We start from the raw sequence: 18,463 nt of genomic DNA, 5'->3' as shown, positions 1-18,463 counted from the left end.
ACATTGAGTCCGGCACGGCGCGCATAATAGCCAGCGGCCGCGCCGACGGAGCCGCTGCCGTTTCAGATGGGGCTGCCGGCGCTGGATCTCTTTCCGCGCGGGCAGTGGGCGCGGGTGATGGGGCGTCGGCTGCGGACGCAGTCGCGGTTCGATCTTGCACCCGGCGATCCCGGCGGCGATCCGCTTCTGCGCCAGGCTATCGTCGATTATCTACGCCTGTCACGCAGTATCGACTGTCAGCCGGATCAGGTGTTGATCACCGGCAGCTATGCCGCCTCCATGAACCTTATCCTGCGTACCCTGGCGCAGCCTGGACAGCATATGTGGATGGAAGATCCGGGGTATCCCTTTATCCGGCCGGTCGTCGAGGCTGGGCAGCTGGCGGTGGATGCGATTCCGGTGGACGACGAAGGGATGGACGTCGGCTGGGGCCAGCGTCATCACCCGCAGGCGCGATTTGCCCTGCTCACACCAGCCCATCAGAGTCCGCTGGGGGTCGCGCTGTCGCTTCCCCGACGCCGCCAGCTGCTGGCGTGGGCCGCGGAGCGCGACGCGTGGATCATTGAGGACGATTACGATAGCGAGTTTCGCTATCACGGCAAACCGCTGCCGCCGCTGAAAAGCCTTGATGCGCCGCAGAGGGTCATCTACGCGGGCACCTTCAGTAAGTCGATGTTCCCGGCGCTGCGCACCGCCTGGCTGGTGGTGCCGACCCCGCTGGTGGCGCGTTTTCACCAGACCGCGGAGCGCCAATCCTGCACCGTTCCCACCCTGTGGCAGCAGACGCTGGCGGATTTTATCCAGCAGGGACATTTTTGGCGTCATTTGAAGAAAATGCGTGCCAGCTATAGCCAGCGTAGACAGTGGCTGGAGTCGGCTCTGCAGGCGCAGGGCTTTCAGGTCACGCCGCAGCTGGGGGGAATTCAACTGGTTATGTCGGTCAGCGGCGACGATCGGCTGCTCGTGCGGCGGGCGGTTGTGGCCGGGCTGGCGGTGCAGGCGCTGAGCGACTGGCGGATTCGCCACGCGGGCGAGGGGGGATTATTGATGAGTTTTACCAATATACGTTCGCCGGCGATGGCTGACGGACTTGCCCGACGGCTGAGAGAGGCGATCGCGATTTGATGGCGCTTAAGTCGGGGAAGCAGAAAAACCCCTGCGGCCAGAGGCGCGCAGGGGCTGACGCGTATTTGTTATCTTCATTGCCTTCCGTAAAGCTCGCGGGCTACCGCGCGCCAATCGCGCGGCGGCAGCCGACGCTTAAGCTATTATCGACGTAAATTGAGCAATACGCCAATAAATACCCCGACGGCGGCGGCGGCGCCCACACTGTGCCACGGTTTATTGCGCACGTAGGTATCGGCACAGCCCAGCGCATCGCACGCTGCCTGGCGCGCATCCAGCGCCGCCTGCTGCACCCGGTTGTGGCCATTAAGGCGGGCACGAGTCTCTTTTAACAGCGACTGCGCTTTGACACGCGCCGCTTCCGCTTCCTCTTTGGCGTCACTGCCCCATGATTTCAGCACCTCTTCCAGCGTATCCGCTAATTGGCTGACATCGTTATGAATATCTTCGGCGTTCTCGTCAAAATTGTTGCGGTTCACATGGTTAGCCATCGTTATCTCCCTTAATTCCATCGAGTGAGTAAGTGTAGGACAAGATTTTGAATTATGCTTACTGTCGTGGTTTCTGGAATTTTCCGAAAGCACTGTCCTTAATGAATAAGGTAAGGTCAATGTGCGGTAAAAGATAACGAGGAATCAGTATGTATTTAAGACCCGATGAGGTGGCGCGTGTTCTTGAAAAAGCCGGCTTCACCATGGATGTTGTGACGCAAAAAGCGTACGGCTATCGCCGCGGCGATAATTATGTTTATGTGAACCGCGAAGCGCGCATGGGGCGAACAGCGTTAGTTATTCATCCGGCGTTAAAAGAGCGCAGCAATATGCTGGCCGAACCGGCTTCAGATATCAAAACCTGTGATCATTATGAACAGTTTCCGCTGTATTTAGCCGGGGATGCGCAACAACATTATGGTATTCCGCATGGATTTAGCTCACGCATGGCGCTTGAGCGTTTTCTGAATGGGCTATTTGGCGAAGCCCAGCCGGCAATGTCGACGAATTAATACGGCGATAGGCATTTAAGGATCCAGGCGAGGCGGGCTGGCGGGAAGAGGCGACTGGCAGAGCCAGTCGCTGCTAACGCGTTGGTCAGGCCTTCGCCTGCTGATAGGGCGCCACGCGGAACAGGCGGCGGCAATAGTCGAGGAAGTAGCCGTAGGCGGCGCCCATCATCATCGATACCGCCAGGTTCGAGCTCACCGCGGCGACAATCTGGTGCCAGTCAGCACCCACGCTCCACAGAATAGCGACATACACCGGCGACTGGAAGGTGACGTAGGCCAGCACGTCGGCCATATTTTTCATCCACCTGGCCGGGCTGATGCGCCGGGCCTGACGCATGGCGAAATCGCGATAAATCCCATAGGGTACGGCAATAATAATGTTGACCGGGATCGCCACCAGACGCGACGATAACGACTGCTCAAACGTCATACCAGAGAGAAAAATTTCGATCATCATGTTGACGACGGTGCAGTAAACCACCATCGCAAAGGTGTCTGCAACCGCATGCCGCAAGCGGGAGTGCGCAGAGAACATCGGAGTGCTCCTCGAAAATGAAGTCATTAACGCCGAAAAATGCGCGTTGGTATAGCGTTTTTGGGCTGCCTGTTTTGATGTGTGTAGAGTATATCTCTGCATTAAAAGTGGCAACTAGCTATAAATTTTTATTTATCGCCTTTTTGTCGATAAAATACTCTGCGCTGGTTTTTTTTTGTTCGTTACGCTACTTTTATTCCTGTTTTTGAAAATATCAATATTTATCAATGTGTTACTATTGATTGCGAAATCGAGACTGGCCGAGGGAACGGCGCCTGATAGCCAACCATGGCGCAACATCACGCGAGTGTGTGATTCCGCTCTCTTTTAGGATTTTTTATGCCGTAAGTCGCGTTTTTATGGTGAAAAATTCTGAATTGCGAATTGTTTTTTTATTCCCATTGTCTGATTAACTATTCACTGCAGCCAAAGGTATGTATCAGTGCGGCCACGTATGAACAGCAGGTAACCCGCTGACCATAAAGCTAATATTCCTGGCGAGAACGGTGGTTTTTCCCGTCATTCTGCCTTTTTTATTTATTCACTCTCTTTTTTGCCTGTGCTTATGAAAAAGGCTCAGGTATTTGCCAATATAGTTCCAGGGGATAACCGCTAATATCCACCTTATATATTTATCTGGACAACCGAAGGCTGGAAATAAATAAACGTTTCTATTACACTTGCCGCGTTGTATCTTTTAATTTGCTATTTGGAATTTTTTAATTTTATGTCTTCAATGTTACACAAACTGAATAATATCCGTTCACTGCGTGCCCTGTCCCGTGAATTCTCCATTGACGTGCTTGAAGAGATGCTGGAAAAGCTCAGGATCGTCACTGAAGAAAAACGTACGCAACAGCAGCAGGCAGCTCAGCAGCAGGCTGAATATCAGGAGAAAGTGAATACCTGGCTTGAGCTGATGCGCGCCGACGGTATTTCTCCTGACGAGCTGGTGGCCGATATTCAGCCGCCAAAGGCGGGAGGCAAAAAGCGTCAACCGCGCCCGGCGAAATATCATTATACCGATCATACTGGCGCAGAGAAAACCTGGACCGGACAGGGAAGAATGCCGAAGCCGATTGCCGAGGCTGTCGCCCAGGGTAAATCGCTGGATAGCTTTTTAATTTAACGCCTTCGGGCCAGCGCCAGGCCGGTGGTGAGAGACCCACCGGCCTGGCCTTATGACTTTAAGCGAGGGGCTTTAGCAGACGCCGAAGTCTCCCTCTTCCTGATACGGCGTGACCTCGTCCGACTTCAGCGAATAGCGCTCTCCCTGCTCCTGTGCGGCCTGAACCACCACCAGTTGCTCCCCTTGCACTTCCACCACTTTCAGTTTTGGTCCGCCCGCTCGGGGTTGTACCAGATCGCCGACAGCAAACATAATTCACTCCTCACTGTTAACACCATGGATAAACCTAAACCATAGCTCAACGCCCGCTCACTGAACACCGGGCGTGCTGTTTTTTGTTAAAACAATTTGGAGTTATATGTATTAACATTGTTAAAGTTTTGCTGGCGCCATACCGCTGCTGAGAAAGGGGGACGGCGAGGGTAGGGTTACCACCAATCAGGTCAGGAAAGACACCATGAAGTATATCATTCTGTTGATCATTGTTATTGCTGTACTGTATGTCCATTACCGCGGACGGGTGCGCTATCGTTTCTGGCGGCAGCTCTCCGACCATTCCACATTTACCGCGCCGCTGAATGGATTTATGTATTTATTTTCCCGCGTGCCGAATACGCCTTATCTGCGGCCGGAGATGTTTCCCGAGCTGGCGATATTGCAGCAAAACTGGCAGGTTATTCGCGACGAAGGTCTCCACCTTCAGCAACTGGAGCAGATTAAAGCGGCCGATAAATATAACGATGCCGGGTTTAACTCATTTTTCAAAACCGGCTGGAAACGCTTTTATCTGAAATGGTATGAGGATGCCCATCCTTCCGCCAGCCAGCTCTGTCCGCAAACTACCGCGCTGCTGCGCGATATCCCGTCGGTGAAAGCGGCCATGTTTGCCACTCTGCCGGACGGTAGCCGTCTGCCGCGCCATCGTGACCCCTACGCCGGCTCGCTACGCTTTCATCTGGGCCTGGCAACGCCGAACGATGACCGCTGCTTTATCGAGGTGGATGGCCAGCGTTACAGCTGGCGCGATGGAGAAGGCGTGCTGTTTGATGAGACCTATATCCACTATGCGGAAAATACCAGTGGTGAGAATCGCCTGATTCTGTTCTGCGATATTGAACGGCCGATGCGCTACCGCTGGGCGCAGAAAGTTAACCACTGGCTGGGACGCCATCTGATGAGCGCCGCTTCGGCGCCCAACGATATCGGCGATCGCACCGGCGGGATTAACCGGGCGTTTCGCTATATTTACCAGATCCGTATTGTTGGTAAGCGGTTGAAAAAATGGAATAAGACGGTCTATTACATCGTCAAATGGCTGCTCTTCGGCGGCATTGCCTGGCTTATCTGGAGCGCGTTTTAACCCCCTGGCGCCGGTTCCACGGCATGGTCGCCAGCAGACGCGCCATGCCGCAAAAGCCGGTTACGCCGGCGAAGGTGAGCCCGGCGCCGACCGCGCCGCTGAGCAGGAAAAAGCCGCCGTTAACGGTATAGCCCAGCAACACCCCCAGTAAAACCAGGACGCCAGCGGCAATTTGCACCTGGCGCATCAGCGGCAGCGGCTGCGATGAATCTTCCACTACCGGCAACCCCGCGGCTTTCCACGCCTGAATTCCTCCTGCCAGCAGGCAGGCCTGCGCCGGCGCGGCGGCCGCGGCCAGACGAATCGCATTATTCTGCGTCCGGGAACCCGCCTGGCAGTGAAAGATGACCGTCTCTCCGGCCCGGGCATTCAGGGGCGCACCGCTGGTCAGAGTGGCGAGCGGCACCAGCTCGGCATCGGGGATATGTTCGCGCGCATATTCATCCGCATCGCGGATATCAATCAGTCTGGCGCCCTGGGCAATCTGCGCCTTGGCCTCGGCGGGAGTTAAGGTGGCGATGGTCATAGGATCCTCACGGGCAATAGAGCGTTTTCAGCGTATTGATCACCTGCTGTACCGCAGGGTGGGTGATGAAATAGTGGATACGCTGGGCGTCGCGCTCGCTGTCGATCAGCCCCTCGTCACGCATCCGCGCGAGGTGTTGCGAGGTGGCGGAGGGGCTCAGCCCTGTAGCCCGGGCGAGTTCGCCGGCGCTGGCCCTGGGCGCATCGCACAGCATGCACAGGATCAGCAATCGGTGAGGATTACTCATCGCTTTCATCAGCGCGGCGGCTTCTCCGGCGCGGGCCTGCAGGTCTTCAGGTGTGGTCATTTATTTTAGCTTTGTCTAAATTTAGATAACTCTAAAATAAAAAGGCCGCCAGCGCCAGCACAATTTCTCCACGACTCAGGCCGGAACGGCGAGCCGGGCAATCTGCGCCCGGGCGCTGGCGATCCCGGCGTCGCGACCATGCGGGCGATTGTCCAGCCCTTCGGCATAGATAAATTCCACCTCCTGGATCCCCATCAGCCCCAGTACCGCGCGCAGATAGGGCGTGACGGCGTCGGTAGTTTCTCCCTGGTGAATACCGCCGCGGCTGCTGACGACCACCGCCCGGACGCCCTCCACCAGCCCCTGCGGCCAGCTCTCGGTGTAGCGAAAGGTTTCCCGTGCCCGCGCCACGAGGTCGAACCATTTTTTTAGATCGGTCGGGACGTTGAGGTTATACATCGGCGCGCCGATCACCAGCAGGTCGCTGGCCTTTAACTCGGCGATAAGCTGGTCGGAGAGGGCGACCGCCTTGCGGATAGCAGGCTGCGGATCCACTGCCCCGCGCAGGGCGGCGAACAGGGGGCGATCCAGCGTTGGCAGCGCCATGGCGCTGAGATCGTGTTCGATGAGCCGATCGTCGTGTCCCGCCGCCTGGCGCGCCGCGAGAAATTCGTTAATCAACTGATTGGTCAGGGATGTTTCGCCATTAATGCTGGATTTTAAAACCAGAACGTTAGCCATGATGAGTGCCTCAAATGAAAGATAGAAGCAAAGACTAACACTGTCTTTTTTGTCTCAGGAGTGACATTATTTTTCCCTATTGTATCCCGTAAGGAACCAATCTGTGCGCGACGATCTGAATGCGATCCCGGTATTTGTCACCGTGGTCGAGAGCGGCAACTTTGCCAGCGCGGCGGCGATCCTCCATGTGACGCGTTCGGCGGTGGGAAAAACCATTGCCCGGCTGGAAGCGCGTCTCGGCGTGGCGTTATTCCAGCGTACCACCCGACGGCAACTGCTGACGGAAGAGGGGGAGCAATTCTATCGCCAGTGCCGGGAAGCGCTGGAGCGCATCCGCGAGGCCGAAGAGACGCTGCAGCGCGGCAAAGATGAGGTGCAGGGGCGGCTGCGGGTGTCGCTGCCGGTGCTGTTTGGCCAGCGCTGCGTGGCACCGCTGCTGTTCCGCCTTAGCCAGCGCTATCCGTTACTGAAGCTCGAGCTCCACTACAGCGACCGGCAGGTCAATCTGCTGGAGGAGGGGTTTGATCTTGCGGTGCGTATCGGGAGCCTGGCCGATACCGGGTCGCTGCGGGCCCGGGCGCTGGGAGAGCACGGTATGGTGCTGTGCGCGGCGGCGGAGTACCTGCGCCAGCAGCCAGCGCCGCAGACTATTGCCGGGTTGAACGAGCACCGTACCCTCGGCTATCTGCACAACGGCCAGCTGCAAAAATGGCAACTGTATGACCCGCAGCAGGGCGAAGTGCGCTTCAGTCCGCAGACGTGGCTGATACAGGATGATTTTGCCGCCATCGCGGCGGCAGTGCAGCAGGGGATGGGCATCGCCTGGCTGCCGGACTGGCTGGTGGCGCAGGCGCTTGCCGATGGGACATTGCAGCAGGTGTTGGCGCCCAGCGCTCAGGTGCGTTTCGCCATCCACGCGGTATGGCCGGAGGGGCCGTGGCTGCCGCAAAAAACGCGGGCGGCGATCGATGCCCTGCGGGAAGGGCTGCCTCTTACCGCAACACTTGGTTAGCGCAGAGAGAAATAACCGCCATCTATGGCGGCGGAGGTTTTCCGACAGCGTGCAAGCTACCGGCGCGCTTTACGCCGTAGCCTCAGCGACGAGGCCGTCCGGCACGGGCGGCACGGCGGTACAACGTGCTGCGGGCGATACCCAGTATCTGCGCCGCCCGGCTGACGTTGCCGTTGACCCTGGCCAGGGTATCGACAATCAACTGCTCATCATGGGCCTGCAATCCCCCGCGCGGCAACGGCGCAGGCGCGGCGCGATACGCCTCCGGCAGCGCGTCGGGCGTCAGCGTGTCGCCCTCATCGGCGAGAGCCAGCATTACCTTCAGGACGCTCTGCAGCTGGCGTACGTTTCCCGGCCACGGCAGCTGGCTGAGGTGAACCAGCAGCGCGTTTGAAAGCGTCACCCGGCGTGAAGCACCGCCCAGGTCGTGCCACAGGGTGGCGATAAATGTTTCCAGCGCCGGCCACTCGCGCAGCGGAGGCAGCGCCAGGGCGTATTCCCGCAGGCGCCACAGCAGATCTTCACGGAATTCTCCGGCGCTGACCCGCTGGGTCAGGTTGCGGTGGGTGGCGCAGATCAAGGCGAAATTCACCGGCACGCTGCGGCTGGCGCCCAGCGGAGCGACCTCTTTCTCCTGCAGGACGCGCAGGAGGCGGGTCTGCAGCGCCAGCGGCATATCGCCGATCTCATCAAGAAACAGCACCCCGCCGTCAGCCTCGCGGATTTTACCGATATAGCCATTTTTGCTGGCGCCGGTAAACGCCCCCGGCTGGTAGCCGAAGAGCTCGGATTCGATCAGCGATTCCGGAATGGCGGCGCAGTTAATGGCGACAAATTTACCGCTGCGCCAGCGGCTGTGCCGGTGCAACGTGCGGCTGACATACTCTTTGCCGCTGCCGGTTTCTCCTTCAATGCACAGGGCGATGCCGGCGTTGAGCAGCCGCAGCAGCTTTTCGCCTTCGCGCGGACTGGTAAAGGGGAGATGCATGGCCGGCGGGGCGCTTACCGCCACCCGGCGGCGGGTGGGCGCCCGCAGGCGATAATGGTAGCGGCCCTGCGGCGTGGTCAGCGGCAGCGGGACGCTGACCGCCGTTTGCGTCAGCGTCGGAAAAAGCGAGGCAAAGGTGAGCTGGCCAAACTGCGCCGCGCTCAGGCCGAACTCGCGCATCGCCAGCCGGTTGCCGGCGGTGAGGACGTTGTCGGAAAAGACCAGCAGCAGCTCCTCGACGCTGTCGAGTTTGTCCACCTGCCGGTGCAGGCTCATCAGCCACTGCTCAGGATGCAGACTCTGTTTCACCCACAGATATTCAATTTGCTTTGCCGCCGCTTTTACCCAGCCAAAGGTGTGCTGGTGGGGAAAATTCGCCGGGCCGGAGATATCCAGCACCCCGGCGATGCTTCCGTCCGGTCGCTGGAGCGGCATCGCCGCGCAGTACAGATTCTGGTTGCGGGTAAGAAAGTGCTGACGGCCATCGATCTCGCAGCCATCGTCAATCGCCAGCGCGGTGCCGATGGCGTTGGTCCCGCGCCCGCTTTCACTCCACAGATTGCCGGGAGCCAGCGCCACGCGCTGGGCCTTTTGCAGCGCCTGGGTATCGCCGAGAGTATGCAGCACCAGGCCGTCGGGGTCGGAAAGGATCACCACCGACTGCAGGTCTGCGACCTGGCGCGACAGGGCTTCCACCACCGGCTGCGCCAGCTGCTGCAGGCCGCGGTGGCCGGCGAGCCGGTCCGCCAGCTCGCCGGCGCCGAGGCGGGGAAAATCCTCGGTGGCGGGATCCAGCCCGTAGCGCTGGCAGCGAGACCACGAATCGCTCAGCAGGGGATTCGCATTAACCTCTGGTGCGAGAAGAAAGGGATTGCCTGCCACAGGGCACCTCTGGGTCGATGTTGCTGTGTTGCAATATTGTAGCCATTTGGTTTATTTGGTGTTGCGATTTGCAACACATAAGTGGAAACCCGTGCGACAGTGGCTGACCATCTGCTCGGTTAGTGAAGGCAACGTATTAATAAATAAAAATATTTAAATAAAATAAAAAACTGGCATAACCCCTGCACAGTGAGAAGCGTTCGGCGGCAAATTTAAAAAATCAATATGCCGCTGCGTCTCAACCCTACAGAAGGAGATTTGCGATGCGTTATGCACATCCTGGCCAGCCCGGCGCCGTGGTTTCATTTAAATCGGCTTACGGCAACTTTATTGACGGTAGATTTGTCGAGCCGCTGAGCGGTGAATTCTTTATGAATACTTCGCCGGTCGACGGCAGCAACATTGCGCAGTTTCCCCGCTCGGATGCCAGAGACATTGACTTCGCCCTCGACGCCGCCCATCGCGCGGCGCCGGCGTGGGGTAAAACCTCAGTGCAACAGCGCTCCAGGCTGCTGCTGCAGGTCGCCGATCGTATTGAACAGCATCTGGAATATCTGGCGGTGGCGGAGAGCTGGGACAATGGGAAACCGATCCGCGAAACCCTGAATGCCGACCTGCCGCTGGCGGTGGATCATTTTCGCTACTTCGCCGGCTGCCTGCGCGCTCAGGAGGGAAGCACCGCCGAGATTGACGAAACCACGGTGGCCTATCATTTCCATGAACCGCTGGGGGTGGTCGGGCAGATTATCCCGTGGAACTTCCCGCTGCTGATGGCCGCGTGGAAGCTGGCCCCGGCCCTGGCGGCGGGGAACTGCGTGGTGCTCAAACCGGCGGAACAGACGCCGCTAAGCATTACCCTGCTGCTGGAGCTGATCGGCGATCTGTTCCCGGCCGGGGTGCTTAACGTGGTGCAGGGTTTCGGCAAAGAGGCGGGCGAGGCGCTGGCCACCAGCAAGCGTATCGCCAAGCTGGCGTTTACCGGCTCCACGCCGGTCGGGCGGCATATTCTCGCCTGCGCGGCGGAAAATATTATCCCCTGCACCGTCGAGCTGGGGGGGAAATCGCCCAACATCTACTTCGCCGACGTGATGGACGGAGAAGAGGAATTTATTGAGAAGGCGGTGGAGGGGCTGGTGCTCGGCTTCTTCAACCAGGGTGAGGTCTGTACCTGCCCGTCGCGGGCGCTGATCCATGAATCCATCTATGAGCCCTTTATGGCACGGGTAATGGAGAAGGTGGCGCAGATCCGCCGCGGCGATCCGTTAGATACCGACACCATGATCGGCGCTCAGGCTTCCCGCCAGCAGTTCGACAAGATCCTCTCCTATATTCAGATTGCCCGGGAAGAGGGTGGGCAAATTCTGACCGGCGGCGAGCGGGCGGCTATCGCGCCGGCGCTGGATAATGGCTTTTATATTCAGCCTACGCTGATTAAAGGTCGCAACGATATGCGCTCCTTCCAGGAGGAGATCTTTGGGCCGGTGATCGGGGTGACCACCTTTAAGGACGAAGCGGAAGCGCTGGCTATCGCCAATGAGACCCAGTTTGGTCTCGGCGCCGGGGTGTGGACGCGGGATACCAACCTCGCCTATCGCATGGGTCGCGGCATTAAAGCCGGTCGCGTGTGGACCAACTGCTATCATGTCTACCCGGCGCATGCGGCGTTCGGCGGCTATAAACAGTCCGGCGTCGGGCGGGAAACGCACAAGATGGCGCTGGATGCCTATCAGCAAACCAAAAACCTGCTGGTGAGCTACGGCACCGCGCCGCTGGGCCTGTTCTGAAGTCCATCTCATTTCTGACCGATCCTCAGTCCGCAATCCATTCGGGTTGCGGATTTTTTTTAACTTCAAAATAACCATTCGAAGAGGGTGGTTATTTTGCCGGCGGCAGCGCCCATGTATTTATGTCACTTATGTATTGGCTTTCACTTGAAAATAAAAACACTTCCATAATAAGGGATTAGCGGGTGGAGGTGGCGCACCCTGGCGCCGTTTGTGTAGAAATTATGAATATTAATACCAGGAAAATTCCTAATTTTTGTGTACGCTCTGACGAGCGCACAATAAAACAAGACGAATTTTTGAACAATTGTCTTTAAATTTGTTAATTGAATTGATCTGTTGTTGTTTAAAGGTATTTGAATTTCTTTTGTATAGATATGTAAATTAACATTGAAAAGCCATTTCAAAAATTAAATATATGGCGAGCATAGCTATTAACTTATAGTTAACATCTTCCCGGGTTGCCTTTTGATACTTCGGGTAATATATTTATTTCGCACATCAAAATAACTCTTTTTTCTTCTGTTTGTTATTCATGGCCATCTATTGGCGAAATAAGGCAGAGTAGAGGGGGATGTGCCTAATATCCTGCGGAAGGAACGCAACGTACATTTACAGGGAGGAGCTGACGAGCCGTTTCGTGATAGCTTTAGGGCTATTGTCGATGATGGAAAATATGTTCGTTAACGATGAGATAAATAATGAAAAAACAACCTCGCTTTATAACCATCCTCATAGGAGCGCTGCTTTCTGGCGTAGCCTTGCAGGCTACCGCGGCCAACACTATCAATCCTGACTCGGGCACCAGTTCGGAAGGCGCCGGCGGGCAGGTCATCTTCAATGGGTCAATCACCGACAGCTCTTGCAACGTCGATAGTAGTTCTAATGGCCAGAAGGTTGATCTGGGCAAATGGGCCAGCAACTATTTTACCGGCACTGGTTTTGAAACCACCAAAACCCCCTTCCATATCAAAGTGAAAGATTGCCCGGCCAGCGTGACTACGGTCGCCGTGCTGTTTGACGGCGCGCGCGATCAGTCTGATAACTCCCTGCTGGCCATCAACGGCGGCGCCAGCGGCGTAGCGATTAAGCTGTATGAGCACGATCGGTCGACGGCTGTCAGCCTCGGTAAAACGTCAGCCAAACAGACGGTCACACCGGGTACCAGCGGCGGCACCGGCTCTGCCGACCTCGAGTTTTACGCCGACTATATCTCCACCGCGGCGACCGTGACGGCAGGTAAAGCCGACGGTACAGCTAATTTCAATATGATTTATAACTGATCTAATTGCGCGTTATTCAGAGTCAGCCCACTGCGTCTTGATTAATTACAGATAGCTAATGTGTTAATTGTCATGAAGTCACGAAATATATTCGTGACGGTATAGTTGTTTTTGCTAATTATCCCGTCGAGTACTGGCTCTGTTATTCACTGCTTTATTTTGTTGTCTGTTCAACTTTTACCTGATGGTAAGTCATGATGAAGAAAATAATTGCCGTTGCGGCTTTTCTGCTGTGCACCACGGCAGCGCAGGCCGGTATTGTCATGGGTGGAACCCGTGTGATTTATCAGGAAGGGAAGCGTGAAGCCGCTATTTCAGTCACCAATGCCGATACCCATACGCCCTATCTGGTGCAGTCGTGGGTGGAAAATTACGCGGAAAACGATAAGGCCAGGGTGCCCTTCATTGTAACGCCGCCCTTGTTCCGTCTCGATCCGGAGCAAAATAACGTTCTGCGGATTAACTTTATTGGCGCCTCGCTGCCCCGCGACCGTGAATCGGTCTTCTGGCTGAACGTCAAAAGTATCGCCCCGACGCCTCAGGGCGAGGTGAATAAGCTGCAGGTGAATATTAAATCGAAATTCAAAATCTTCTATCGCCCCAACGACCTGGCGGGCGACCCGGCAAAGGCCTGGCAGCAGCTGAAGTTTAGCCAGTCCGGCGGTCGGCTGACGGTGATAAATCCCACTCCCTACTTCGTCTCTTTTTACGCCGTCGAAGTGGGCGGGCAAAGCATCGACGATCCCGGCATGGTGGCTCCCTTCGGCGAGAAAACGTGGCCAGTGAGCGGGCACGGCACCGTCAAATGGCGGGCGATTAACGACTACGGCGGCGTCAGCGATTTCGCCCAGCAGTAATTCCCCTTTTTGATGAGCTTACCGGACGGCGCCAGCATGAAAAGAATAACAACAGCCAGGGTGCGGGAGTATGCCTTGTTGCCCGTTACCGCCGGGCGGGCGGTGGCGCTGGCGACGGTGCCGACGATGATGTTTTGTCTCAGTCCGTTGGGCCGGGCGATGGCCGACGACTATTTTGACCCGGCGGCGCTGGAGTTTGCTGATCCGCAGCAGCAAACCTCCGATCTGCACTACTTCGCCAAACCCGGCGGCCAGCAGCCGGGGACTTATCCTGTCACCGTGGTGGTTAATGACCAGGAGCTGGGTCAGGCTGATATCACGTTTGTTGACGATGGCGGGCAGCTGCGCCCGGTGCTGACGCCCGGTCAGCTGGCGGAGTATGGCGTCAACGTCAGCGCGTTTCCCGCCTTTCAAGCGCTGCATGAAGGCGAAACCTTCACCCGGATCGAGAAGTTTATTCCCGACGCCAGCAGTCGGTTCAGCTTCGCTAACCAGCGCCTGACGCTGAGTATTCCCCAGGCGGCGATGAACGTGCAAAGCCGCGGCTATGTCGATCCGTCGCGCTGGGACGATGGCGTGCCGGCCGCGTTTGTCGATTACTATTTTTCCGGCGCGCAAATAAAGAACGCCGACGAAGGGGAGAGCAGCCGCTCAAACTATCTCAATTTACGCAGCGGCCTCAACCTGGGCGCCTGGCGACTGCGCAACATCTCCTCAATGCAGTATGACCAGCAGCGCCGGCACTGGGATACCCAGAGCACCTGGCTGCAGCGCGATGTCCGCTCGCTGAAGAGCTTGCTGCGGATCGGCGATACCTACACCACCGGCGATGTGTTTGACAGCATACAGTTTCGCGGCGTCCAGCTGATGTCTGACGATGAAATGCTCCCGGACAGCCAGCGCGGCTTTGCCCCCACTATTCGTGGCGTGGCGCACAGCAATGCCAAAGTGACCGTCTCTCAGCACGGGTATGTGATCTACGAGACCTTTGTGTCACCGGGGGCATTCGCCATCAGCGATCTCTACCCCACCTCGCAGAGCGGCGATCTGGAGGTGAAGGTGACCGAGAGCAATGGCGTGGTGCGTACCTTTACCCAGCCCTATTCCGCGGTGCCATATATGCTGCGCGAAGGGCGCGGCAAATTCAGTCTCAGCGCCGGCCGCTACCACTCCGGGGGGGAGTCGGTGCGCTCGCCGGAATTTCTGCAGGGCACTTTGTTCTACGGTTTGACGGCGGGATTCACCCTCTACGGTGGTACGCAGCTGGCCCGGGACTATCAGGCGTGGGCGCTGGGCCTGGGCCGCGGTTTTGGCGAGTTCGGATCGCTGGGAGGGGATGTCACCCAGGCCGTCACCCGTACGCCGTCGGGCAAGCGCTATACGGGCCATTCGCTGCGCGCTCAGTATCAGAAAAATTTTGTCAGCTCGGGCACTGCGTTCAGCCTCGCCAGCTATCGCTACTCGTCAAGCGGCTATTACGATTTTGCCGAAGCCAGCGCCCTTGAAAGCGCCCAGGGGCAAGTAGACAACCGGCGTCGCCGGGAAGAGCTGTCGGTGTCGCAAAGCCTTGGTGGCCTGGGCAGTCTGGCGGTTTCCGCCTGGTCGCAGGAGTACTGGCATCGGCAGAGTCGGGATGAGACGGTGCACCTTGGGTTCTACAGCGCCTGGAAAGGGATCTCCTGGGGCGTGGGCTATTACTACACCCGCACCAGCGGCCAGCAAAAAAATGACCGCTCCTGGTCATTCAATATCAATATTCCGCTGGGTGGTCCGCTGTCCGACAGCGCGGTGAGCTACAACACCACCTCGGACAGCAATGGCTATACCTCGCAGCAGATGTCGCTGTATGGCGCGGTGCCGACGCGGCCAAATCTGTTCTACTCGGTTCAGCAAGGTTATGGCAACCAGGGACGAGGCAGCAACAGCAGCGCCTCCCTGGACTACCACGGCGGCTTCGGCAACGCCCAGATCGGCTATCGCCATGACGCCGCCAGCAACCAGTTGACCTGGGGAGGCGCCGGCTCGGTGGTCGCGCATCCGCACGGCGTCACCTTCGGCCAGACGGTGGGTGAGAGCTTCGCCATCGTCCGGGCGCCGGGGGCCGCCGGCGTGGCGGTGCAAAACGGCAACAATGTGCACACCGACTGGCGCGGCTATGCCGTGGTGCCCTCTCTGACCGCCTACCGGAAAAATGTCATTACCCTCGATACGGAGTCGATGGCCGACGACACCGACGTCGACCAGCAGGGGCAGACCGTGATCCCCGGCGGCGGCGCGGTGGTGATGGCCAACTACCAGACCCACATTGGCAACCGGGTGCTGTTTACCCTGCGCAATGCCCAGGGGCCGCTACCGTTTGGCGCCAGTGCGCGGCTGGTCAAGGAGGAGGAGAGCGGCAATCCGCCGGGCGGCATGGTGGCCGACGGCGGCCAGGTGTATCTCAGCGGTGTGCCGCAGGAGGGAACCCTGACGGTGAGTTGGATCGTCAACAACCAGTCGCAGAGCTGCACGCTGCATTTTCATCTTCCGGATAACCCACAGCAGAGTCTGAATACGGTGAAAACCGTCACCGGACTGTGCCAGACACGCTGAGGCGGCTATGAAATCTGTTTTTCGTCTACTTCCTTTCCTCTTTCTGCTGGGGCTGAGCGCCTATCTTCCCGGCGTGCGGGCTGAAACCTGCCGCGCAAATATCGGCCAGACCACGGTCAATATTCCTAATATCAAGTATTTACCCACGCTGCCGGTCAATACCCAGATGACCAGCGCGATGGCGGATAACGGCAGCGGGATCCCTTTTTCCTGCGACCTGCAGCTGCCGACGGCGAGCGCCAAACGCATCGTCTATAAGCAGCTGAAAACCGGCGGCTCGCCGATGGTGATTAACGGACAGCATGTCTACCCCAGCGCTATCGACGGCATTGGTTACGCCCTCAGCTTCCAGTGCGCCGGCGGCCCGATGCGTGCCATCGATGGCAGCCACTCCGCCGGCGGCGAGTCGGTGGTGGTATGCGACAGTGCGACGCTCCCGGCGCTGATGACGCAGCAGCAAACCACGGTGAGGATTGCGGTAACCTTCTATAAAACCGGAACGGTGCAACTGGCGGACGGGACGCATACCAACTCGCCGCCGCTGCCGCAGGTGGGGGAGATGACCATTGAACAGCAGACCAGCGCAAGCGCCAGCTTTGTCGCCAGCGCGCCGGTCAGCATCGATATCGCCGCCCTGAATGTGGACATTGGCAGCAGCGGCAGCTGCCAGGTAGCGACATCGACGATCCAGGTCAGTCTGGGTACGGTTAACCGGGGGGAGTTTCATGGCAAAGGGACTACCGGCGGCCAGGCGAAGCGCTTTTCGATTCCGGTCTTCTGTCCGACGCCGACCGACGTGCGCATCGGCTTTTTCGGCGTCAGCGTGGAGAGCGATACCCTGGCCCTGAGCCAGGCCAGCAACAGCGCCAGCGGCGTCGGCGTGAAGCTGACCTACGGCAATAACCCCGGTGCGGCAGTGCCCGACGGCACCAGCGTTAAGATCAATGAGGCCAGCAACTTGCCGATCCTGAAAAGGGTGACCGGCGCCAGCGCCGGTACCGCCGAGGCGATCAATTTCAACGCCCAGTATGTGCAGACTGACGCCACGGTGGGAGCCGGTACGGCCAACAGCATGGTGACTTTCGCCCTGGAGTATAACTAGCCTGGGGCGGCACATGGGCATTCTGCAGGGGGATGGGCACCACCGCGCCGTAGTCGTCGATATAGTTCAACTGGTACAGGCGAGTGCTGTCGGTGGTCATCACGGTATGGCTGCTATATGGCCGGAGCATCACGTTTCTTATCGGCGAGAGGTGGCCTTTATTATCGATCAGCGCCCCGTTGACCAGGGTGATATGCAGTGGGCCTAAGTTGGTAAAGCGCAGGTTATTCCCGCTCTGCTGCCACTGCAGCTTTTGCACCTCTCTGGCGAGGGTGGTGGTTATGGCGGGCGGACGATAAAAGAGCTTTAGGCGGGTACGGACGACAAATTGCAGCGTATGCGTGCCGACGGCTGCGGGAGGCGTCTCCTGGATATTGACCCAGTACACGCTTTCCCGATCGCCGGGCAGCCCGCCGCCGAGATAGATAAAGCGCAGCTGGGCGGATTGTTGCGGCGATAAATAGACCTGCGGCGGCGTCGCCACTATCGGCAGGCCAATGCGCGAGGTATTGAGTCCGGCGTCCAGCCAGATCTGCACTTTATAAGGCGTGCTGCTGCGATTGTGAATGTTCAGGCTGGCGACCTTTTCTTTCCCGGAATAGACCACCCGCGTGGCATTAATGGTGATCCCGGCGCAGGCCTGAAAGGTCACTGCGCAGAGCAGAACCGCCAGCTGTGTTTTCATGAGGACTCCCTTGAAGTTTCATCCCTGACCGGGAAGCTATTCCTGCATAATGGTAAATCGGGCCGTCGCATTGCCGTCGCCGGGATCGGCGTGGGCTTTGTCCCAGGTGTAATAGAAGGCGTTCAGCCTGAAGGTTCCGGAGCCGCCGTCCACCGAGATCTCTATGCGAGGATCGTGTTGCGGATCAAGGCGTTCATCGAGGCTGAGTGGGGTGCCCGTGCGGTCCGTGAGCAGAATACCTACGTTGCTGGCCGGCTTGCCGCTGCCGTCGAGCGCCAGCACGCGGTTTTCAGGCGTGCCGGCAGGCGAGGGGCCGTCAACCACAATATAGTAAGTGCCTTTCTCACAATCTTTAACGCGAATGTCGATGCCGACCGCCGGCCCGGTCCCAGACTGACTGTTTTTCAGTCTCGACAGCGGAATAGCGCCCATACTGACGCCGATGACCCCGCTGTCGCTCACCCCTTCGAGCTTGCAGGAGGCGTTCACGACCTTGCCGATGAAATTCAGCTTGCCCTCTGCCGCGAGTGCAGAGCCGGCGGCCAGTCCGGCAAAGACCGTCGCCAGACACAGCGTGATTATTTTCATTTTCTTTCCTTCTCTATTGCCCGT

General features: G+C 58.0%; 18 protein-coding genes and 1 pseudogene. 10 read left to right on the top strand and 9 right to left on the bottom strand.

Annotation, left to right across the window (positions count from 1 at the left end):
- Positions 1–33 precede the first annotated feature (33 nt).
- A pseudogene (locus tag BHE81_RS13235) lies at positions 34–1,125 on the top strand (PLP-dependent aminotransferase family protein); the annotation flags it as partial.
- Between the two features lie 143 nt (positions 1,126–1,268).
- On the opposite strand, the gene BHE81_RS13230 reads toward BHE81_RS13235, so the two are convergent.
- Entirely contained in the window at positions 1,269–1,616 is a 348-nt protein-coding gene (locus tag BHE81_RS13230; protein WP_002914293.1) for a DUF883 domain-containing protein, read from the bottom strand.
- Between the two features lie 149 nt (positions 1,617–1,765).
- Here BHE81_RS13230 and BHE81_RS13225 point away from each other — a divergent pair, with 149 nt between their 5' ends.
- On the top strand, positions 1,766–2,128 hold the full coding sequence (locus BHE81_RS13225; protein WP_002914291.1) for a DUF2002 family protein: 363 nt from the start codon (positions 1,766–1,768) through the stop codon (positions 2,126–2,128).
- Positions 2,129–2,213: 85 nt separating this feature from the next.
- Here BHE81_RS13225 and alaE read toward each other — a convergent pair whose 3' ends face one another.
- Positions 2,214–2,663 carry an L-alanine exporter AlaE gene (gene alaE / locus BHE81_RS13220; RefSeq protein ID WP_002914289.1) on the bottom strand — a complete coding sequence of 150 codons (450 nt, stop codon included), beginning with the start codon at positions 2,661–2,663 and terminating at the stop codon, positions 2,214–2,216.
- A 727-nt stretch (positions 2,664–3,390) separates the two neighbouring features.
- On the opposite strand from alaE, the gene stpA reads away from it, so the two are divergent.
- A complete protein-coding gene (gene stpA, locus BHE81_RS13210; protein ID WP_023301549.1) occupies positions 3,391–3,792 on the top strand; it encodes a DNA-binding protein StpA in 402 nt (133 codons plus the stop codon).
- Positions 3,793–3,864: 72 nt separating this feature from the next.
- Here stpA and BHE81_RS13205 read toward each other — a convergent pair whose 3' ends face one another.
- Entirely contained in the window at positions 3,865–4,044 is a 180-nt protein-coding gene (locus BHE81_RS13205) for a hypothetical protein (protein WP_002914284.1), read from the bottom strand.
- Between the two features lie 205 nt (positions 4,045–4,249).
- Here BHE81_RS13205 and lpxO point away from each other — a divergent pair, with 205 nt between their 5' ends.
- Positions 4,250–5,152 (top strand): lipid A hydroxylase LpxO, encoded by a 903-nt coding sequence (gene lpxO / locus BHE81_RS13200; protein ID WP_002914281.1) that lies wholly within the window; start codon positions 4,250–4,252, stop codon positions 5,150–5,152.
- Here the strand turns inward: lpxO and BHE81_RS13195 are convergent.
- The 3 genes from BHE81_RS13195 to BHE81_RS13185 all read right to left on the bottom strand — a co-directional run bounded on the left by BHE81_RS13195 (position 5,133) and on the right by BHE81_RS13185 (position 6,666).
- The gene (locus BHE81_RS13195; protein ID WP_023301550.1) at positions 5,133–5,678 is read right to left on the bottom strand and encodes a rhodanese family protein; all 546 of its coding nucleotides are present in this window, start codon (positions 5,676–5,678) and stop codon (positions 5,133–5,135) included. The genes lpxO and BHE81_RS13195 overlap by 20 nt on opposite strands.
- Positions 5,679–5,685: 7 nt before the next feature.
- On the bottom strand, positions 5,686–5,985 hold the full coding sequence (locus tag BHE81_RS13190) for an ArsR/SmtB family transcription factor (RefSeq protein WP_002914277.1): 300 nt from the start codon (positions 5,983–5,985) through the stop codon (positions 5,686–5,688).
- 75 nt (positions 5,986–6,060) lie between these two features.
- Complete coding sequence (locus BHE81_RS13185) at positions 6,061–6,666, bottom strand: FMN-dependent NADH-azoreductase (RefSeq protein ID WP_023301551.1); 606 nt, start codon at positions 6,664–6,666, stop codon at positions 6,061–6,063.
- 103 nt (positions 6,667–6,769) lie between these two features.
- Here BHE81_RS13185 and BHE81_RS13180 point away from each other — a divergent pair, with 103 nt between their 5' ends.
- Positions 6,770–7,678 (top strand): LysR family transcriptional regulator, encoded by a 909-nt coding sequence (locus BHE81_RS13180; RefSeq protein ID WP_023301552.1) that lies wholly within the window; start codon positions 6,770–6,772, stop codon positions 7,676–7,678.
- An 82-nt stretch (positions 7,679–7,760) separates the two neighbouring features.
- Here BHE81_RS13180 and BHE81_RS13175 read toward each other — a convergent pair whose 3' ends face one another.
- The gene (locus BHE81_RS13175; protein WP_023342630.1) at positions 7,761–9,548 is read right to left on the bottom strand and encodes a sigma-54-dependent Fis family transcriptional regulator; all 1,788 of its coding nucleotides are present in this window, start codon (positions 9,546–9,548) and stop codon (positions 7,761–7,763) included.
- A gap of 263 nt (positions 9,549–9,811) precedes the next feature.
- On the opposite strand from BHE81_RS13175, the gene BHE81_RS13170 reads away from it, so the two are divergent.
- The 5 genes from BHE81_RS13170 (at position 9,812) to BHE81_RS13150 (ending at position 17,166) form a co-directional block, all read left to right on the top strand.
- Positions 9,812–11,332 carry an aldehyde dehydrogenase family protein gene (locus tag BHE81_RS13170; RefSeq protein ID WP_004174747.1) on the top strand — a complete coding sequence of 507 codons (1,521 nt, stop codon included), beginning with the start codon at positions 9,812–9,814 and terminating at the stop codon, positions 11,330–11,332.
- A gap of 701 nt (positions 11,333–12,033) precedes the next feature.
- The gene (locus BHE81_RS13165; RefSeq protein WP_004145710.1) at positions 12,034–12,615 is read left to right on the top strand and encodes a fimbrial protein; all 582 of its coding nucleotides are present in this window, start codon (positions 12,034–12,036) and stop codon (positions 12,613–12,615) included.
- 194 nt (positions 12,616–12,809) lie between these two features.
- Positions 12,810–13,472, top strand: a complete 663-nt coding sequence (locus tag BHE81_RS13160; RefSeq protein WP_004185341.1) for a molecular chaperone — start codon at positions 12,810–12,812, stop codon at positions 13,470–13,472.
- 36 nt (positions 13,473–13,508) lie between these two features.
- The gene (locus tag BHE81_RS13155; protein WP_023301554.1) at positions 13,509–16,064 is read left to right on the top strand and encodes a fimbria/pilus outer membrane usher protein; all 2,556 of its coding nucleotides are present in this window, start codon (positions 13,509–13,511) and stop codon (positions 16,062–16,064) included.
- A 7-nt stretch (positions 16,065–16,071) separates the two neighbouring features.
- The gene (locus BHE81_RS13150; protein ID WP_004180974.1) at positions 16,072–17,166 is read left to right on the top strand and encodes a fimbrial protein; all 1,095 of its coding nucleotides are present in this window, start codon (positions 16,072–16,074) and stop codon (positions 17,164–17,166) included.
- Here the strand turns inward: BHE81_RS13150 and BHE81_RS13145 are convergent.
- Both BHE81_RS13145 and BHE81_RS13140 read right to left on the bottom strand, forming a co-directional pair.
- A complete protein-coding gene (locus BHE81_RS13145) occupies positions 17,081–17,851 on the bottom strand; it encodes a molecular chaperone (protein ID WP_004145704.1) in 771 nt (256 codons plus the stop codon). The genes BHE81_RS13150 and BHE81_RS13145 overlap by 86 nt on opposite strands.
- A 36-nt stretch (positions 17,852–17,887) precedes the next feature.
- Positions 17,888–18,439 (bottom strand): fimbrial protein, encoded by a 552-nt coding sequence (locus tag BHE81_RS13140; RefSeq protein ID WP_004145703.1) that lies wholly within the window; start codon positions 18,437–18,439, stop codon positions 17,888–17,890.
- Between the last annotated feature and the right edge of the window lie 24 nt (positions 18,440–18,463).

Origin of the sequence: Klebsiella sp. AqSCr (genome assembly GCF_008452795.1) — a bacterium.
In the GTDB taxonomy this organism is placed as follows: Bacteria; Pseudomonadota; Gammaproteobacteria; order Enterobacterales; family Enterobacteriaceae; genus Klebsiella; species Klebsiella pneumoniae.
The sequence above is the reverse complement of the archived record's forward strand: the minus strand, read 5'-3'. Positions and strand labels throughout refer to the sequence as shown.

Bases quoted from the DNA above. Each gene is read 5' to 3' on its own strand.
- BHE81_RS13230 (WP_002914293.1), bottom strand. From the start codon at position 1,616: ATGGCTAACCATGTGAACCGCAACAATTTTGACGAGAACGCCGAAGAT.
- BHE81_RS13225 (WP_002914291.1), top strand. From the start codon at position 1,766: ATGTATTTAAGACCCGATGAGGTGGCGCGTGTTCTTGAAAAAGCCGGC.
- alaE (WP_002914289.1), bottom strand. From the start codon at position 2,663: ATGTTCTCTGCGCACTCCCGCTTGCGGCATGCGGTTGCAGACACCTTT.
- stpA (WP_023301549.1), top strand. From the start codon at position 3,391: ATGTCTTCAATGTTACACAAACTGAATAATATCCGTTCACTGCGTGCC.
- BHE81_RS13205 (WP_002914284.1), bottom strand. From the start codon at position 4,044: ATGTTTGCTGTCGGCGATCTGGTACAACCCCGAGCGGGCGGACCAAAA.
- lpxO (WP_002914281.1), top strand. From the start codon at position 4,250: ATGAAGTATATCATTCTGTTGATCATTGTTATTGCTGTACTGTATGTC.
- BHE81_RS13195 (WP_023301550.1), bottom strand. From the start codon at position 5,678: ATGACCATCGCCACCTTAACTCCCGCCGAGGCCAAGGCGCAGATTGCC.
- BHE81_RS13190 (WP_002914277.1), bottom strand. From the start codon at position 5,985: ATGACCACACCTGAAGACCTGCAGGCCCGCGCCGGAGAAGCCGCCGCG.
- BHE81_RS13185 (WP_023301551.1), bottom strand. From the start codon at position 6,666: ATGGCTAACGTTCTGGTTTTAAAATCCAGCATTAATGGCGAAACATCC.
- BHE81_RS13170 (WP_004174747.1), top strand. From the start codon at position 9,812: ATGCGTTATGCACATCCTGGCCAGCCCGGCGCCGTGGTTTCATTTAAA.
- BHE81_RS13165 (WP_004145710.1), top strand. From the start codon at position 12,034: ATGAAAAAACAACCTCGCTTTATAACCATCCTCATAGGAGCGCTGCTT.
- BHE81_RS13160 (WP_004185341.1), top strand. From the start codon at position 12,810: ATGATGAAGAAAATAATTGCCGTTGCGGCTTTTCTGCTGTGCACCACG.
- BHE81_RS13155 (WP_023301554.1), top strand. From the start codon at position 13,509: ATGAAAAGAATAACAACAGCCAGGGTGCGGGAGTATGCCTTGTTGCCC.
- BHE81_RS13150 (WP_004180974.1), top strand. From the start codon at position 16,072: ATGAAATCTGTTTTTCGTCTACTTCCTTTCCTCTTTCTGCTGGGGCTG.
- BHE81_RS13145 (WP_004145704.1), bottom strand. From the start codon at position 17,851: ATGAAAACACAGCTGGCGGTTCTGCTCTGCGCAGTGACCTTTCAGGCC.
- BHE81_RS13140 (WP_004145703.1), bottom strand. From the start codon at position 18,439: ATGAAAATAATCACGCTGTGTCTGGCGACGGTCTTTGCCGGACTGGCC.